The sequence below is a fragment of the Streptomyces sp. SID3343 genome, from assembly GCF_009865215.1.
Classification (GTDB): Bacteria; Actinomycetota; Actinomycetes; order Streptomycetales; family Streptomycetaceae; genus Embleya.
Window position 1 is genome coordinate 1 of sequence record NZ_WWJX01000388.1, and the last position, 4,143, is coordinate 4,143.

Sequence of the window (4,143 nt, forward strand, 5' to 3'; positions counted from 1 at the left end):
GGCCCGGCCGTGCCGTGGAACCACCAAGGCCCATCGGCCGATCGCTGCGGCAGGTGTGCGGTGTCGCCCGAGACCACCGCCGGGTGCACCCTGGTGACCACCTCGGCGAGGTCGCCGGCACGGTGCTTCAAAAAGAAGTGGCCGGCCTCGTCGAGCATCACCAGGCCGACCCGGTCGGCGATCGTGCGCCACTCGCGGAAGCGTTCCTGGTAGAAGTCGGCGGCCGGGTCGCGGTCGCCCATCACCGACACGATCGGCGCGCGAAGGCGGGGCCGGTGGTCGGACAGGGCCTCGGTGAAGTACTCCTCGGCGGCCACCGAGTCCCGGCGCATGTTGCCGATGATGAACTTCATCTGGTCGCCGTCGAGATCCGCCATGTCGGCGCCCATCGAGGTCAGCCAGTTGGCGTACACCCGGTCGCCGAGCAGCGGTTCGAGTGCCGCGACCTTGCTCAGCGCGCTCAGCACCCGGCTGCGCGGCCGGGCGAACGGGAACTGCGCGCCGATGTAGACGGCCGCCAACTCGCGCCCCGCCGCCTCCAACTGCCGGGCCACCGCGACGATCAGCGCGCTGCCGACACCGCAGTGCCCGTACAGCGCGATCGGCCCCTCGACCCGCTCCTGTACCTCGGCGACGATCCGCCGGGCGAGTTCGTCGAACGGCAACCGCTCCTGTGTGACACCGACGTCGTGTCCCGGAATGGCCACCGACCACAGGTCGTGCGTGTCCGGCAGGGCGTCCGCGAGCGGTTGGTAGACCACCGCGCTGCCGCCGCCGTAGGGCACGCACACCAGGGACAGCGTGCGGCGCGCGGCCGGCACCGGTTTGGTGAGCCGGTAGAGCAGCCGGGCCGGACCGCGTTCGTCGGCGGAGAGCGTGGACAACTCGGCGATCTCGCGGATGGTCTTGTGCGTGAACACGTCCATCACGCTGACCGCCTGCCCGCCGATCTCCGGCAGCAGTTTGCGGGCCCGCGCGACCACCTGGGTCGCCAGCAGCGAGTGGCCGCCCAGGTCGAAGAAGTCGTCGTCGACGCCGACTTCGGGCAGCGCCAGCACGTCGCACCAGATCCGCGCGAACAGCAACTCGGCGGGTGTCGTCGGCGGCGCGTCGGCGGCGCCCCTGGAGCGGCGCGCGGCGGGCGCCGGCAGGGACTTTCGGTCGAGCTTGCCGCTGGGGGTGAGCGGGAGCGCGGGCAGTGCGACGAACGCGGCCGGGACCATGTAGTCGGGCAGTGTGCGCTTGAGTTCGGAGCGCAGCGGGGCCGAGTCGAACTCGGCCTCCGGGGACCGGCCGTTCGAGTCTTCCTCGCCCGGAGCCTCGTCGGTCTCGCAGAGCACCACGTACGCGGTGATCCGCTTGTCGCCCGGCGTGTCCTCGCGGACCACGACCGCCGCCTCGTCGACGCCGTCGATCGTGCGCAACGCGGCCTCGATCTCGCCGAGTTCGATCCGCAGCCCGCGCACCTTGACCTGGTGGTCGGCCCGCCCCAGGAACGCGAGCGTGCCGTCGGGTCGCCACCGGGCGAGGTCCCCGGTGCGGTAGAGCCGGTCGCCGGCCGGACCGAACGGGTCGGGCACGAACCGCTCCGCGGTCAGCCCCGGCCGTCGGTGATAGCCCAACGCGACCTGGACGCCGCCCAGATACAGTTCGCCGGGCGTCCCCAGCGGTGCGGGCCGCATCGCGTCGTCGAGCACGTACACGCGCGTGTTGTGGATCGGCGCGCCGATCGGCACGGTATCGGGCGCGTCATCGCACTCCCACGCGGTGACGTCGACGGCCGCCTCGGTGGGGCCGTACAGGTTGGCCAACGCGCACCCGGGCAGCCGATTCCGAAACGCGCGGGCGCCGTCGGGGGCCAACTCCTCGCCGCTGCACACCACGCGGCGCAGCGTCGTGCACCGCTCGACGTCCTCCTCGGCCAGGAACATCGTCAGCATCGCGGGCACGAAGTGCGCCACCGTGACGCCCTGTTCGGCGATCACGTCGCGCAGGTAGGCCGCGTCCTTGTGCCCGCCGGGGCGGGCGAGTACCAGCCTGGCGCCGGTGGTCAGCGGCCAAAAGAACTCCCACACCGACACGTCGAAGCTCGCGGGCGTCTTCTGGAGCACGGCGTCGGCGGCGTCGAGCCGGTAGGAGTCCTGCATCCAGCGGATTCGGTTGACGATGGCGCGATGCGTGTTCGGTACGCCCTTGGGACGGCCGGTGGAGCCCGACGTGTAGATCATGTACGCGACGTCGTCGGCGAGCGGCCCGGCGGGCTTCGTCGGCGCGGGCGGCCACTCGGCCACGTCGTCGACGTACAGCACTCGGGCCGCGCAGCCCTGCGGCACCGGCAGCTTGCGGTGGGTCAACAGCACCGGCGCGCCCGAGTCGGCGAGCATGAACGCCAGCCGATCGGCCGGGTATTCGGGGTCGAGCGGGGTGTAGGCGGCGCCGCTGCGGAGCACGCCGAGCAGCGCCGCGACCAGTTCGGGCGAGCGTTCGGCGCTCACCGCGACGAGGTCGCCGGGGCCGACGCCCTCGACGTGCAGGCGGTGTGCGACGCGGTCGGCGGCGGCGTCCAGTTCGTGGTAGGTCAGGGTGTGGTGGTCGAGCGTGACGGCGACGGCGTCGGGGGTGCGGGCGATCTGTTCGGCGATCAGGCCCGGCAGGGTGGCGCCGGTGGGATGGGGGACGACGGTGTCGTTCCAGCGGCGCAGTACGAGGTCGCGCTCGTCCGGGTCGAGCCCGTCGAGCGTGGACACCGGTACGTCGGGTCGGTCGCCGACCACCGCGAGCAGTCGGCCGAGGTGGCGGCCCAGGCGGGCGATGCCGGCCTCGTCGAACAGGTCGACGTTGTAGTTGAACGCGCCGCGCAGGCCGTCCGGCCACTCCATCAGGAACAGTTCGAGGTCGAAGCGGGTACCACTGGCTTGGAGACCGAACACCTCGGCGGACAGCGGGAGCGAATTCGCGTCCTTCGCGGTCGCGTAGTTCTGCACCGCCAACACCGCCTGGAACACCGGTGAGCGGGTCACGTCGCGGGTGACGTTGAGCTCGGTGACCAGTTGCGCGAACGGGAGTTCCTGGTGTCCGTACGCCTCCAGGCACGTTTCCCGGGTACGGTCGAGCAGTTCGGCGAAGGTCGGGTCGCCGTCGGTGCGGGCGCGCAGCGCGAGCACGTTGACGAACATCCCGACCAGGTCCTCGACTTCGGGGTGCGGCCGACCGGCCACGGGCGAGCCGACCGCGAATTCGCGTTGCCCGCTGTGTCGGGCCAGGACGAGTTGGAAGGCCGCGAGCAGCACCATGTACAGCGTCGCGCCGCGCTCGCTCGCCAGCGCGGTGAGCCGATCCAGCAGGTCGCGGTCGATCTCGAAGCCGTAGCCCGCGCCGTCGAAGGTCTGTCGGGCCGGGCGCGGTCCGATCGTGGGCAGCTCCAGGGGCTCCACCCCGGCGAGTTCGGTCCGCCAGTAGGCGGTCTCGCGCACGAGGGCCTCGCCGCTGAGCCGTTCGCGCTGCCACAGCGCGAAATCGCCGTAGGAGACGCGCAGCGGGGCGGCCTCGCCGGGCTCGCCCGTCGCGCGCGCGGCGTAGCGGGTCAGGATCTCGCCGACCATGATCTCGCTGGACCAGCCGTCGCTGACGCTGTGGTGCACGGTCAGGAGCAGTACGTGGTCGGCCGGGCCCAGCGTGATCAGCAACGCGCGCAGGAGCGGCCCGGCGGCGAGGTCGAACGGCTCGGCGGCGGACGCGGTGACCAGCCGCACGGCGTCGGGCTCGGTGTCGGCCGTCGCGGTGCTCAGCGGTACGAGGGCGGCGGCCGCGTCGGGTTCGGCAATCTCCAGGTGCGGCTGCCCGTCGTCGTCGACGACGTAGCGCGAGCGCAGCGTCTCGTGTCGTGCGACCAGGTCGGCGAGGGCGCCGCGCAGCGCCGCGATGTCGAGGTCGCCGTGCAGGCGCCGGGCCACCGGGATGTTGTACGCGGCCGTGCCGGGCGCGAACTGCTCCATGAACCACAGGCGTTCCTGCGCGTACGACAACGGCGGGACGGTGCCGGTGGGTCGACGCGGGATCACCTGTCCGGCGCCGGCACGCCGCCGCAGGCGTCGGTCGAGGAGCGCACGCTTGGCCGTGGACAGGCCTGCGGAGCGCTGTGGC

The 4,143-nt window shown here is 72.4% G+C and carries 1 protein-coding gene; it reads right to left on the reverse strand.

All coding sequences use genetic code 11. The annotated features are described in order from the left end of the window. A partial coding sequence (locus tag GT354_RS13180; protein ID WP_237534734.1) for an amino acid adenylation domain-containing protein occupies positions 1-4,124 on the reverse strand: 4,124 nt, incomplete at its 3' end. Positions 4,125-4,143 lie beyond the last annotated feature (19 nt).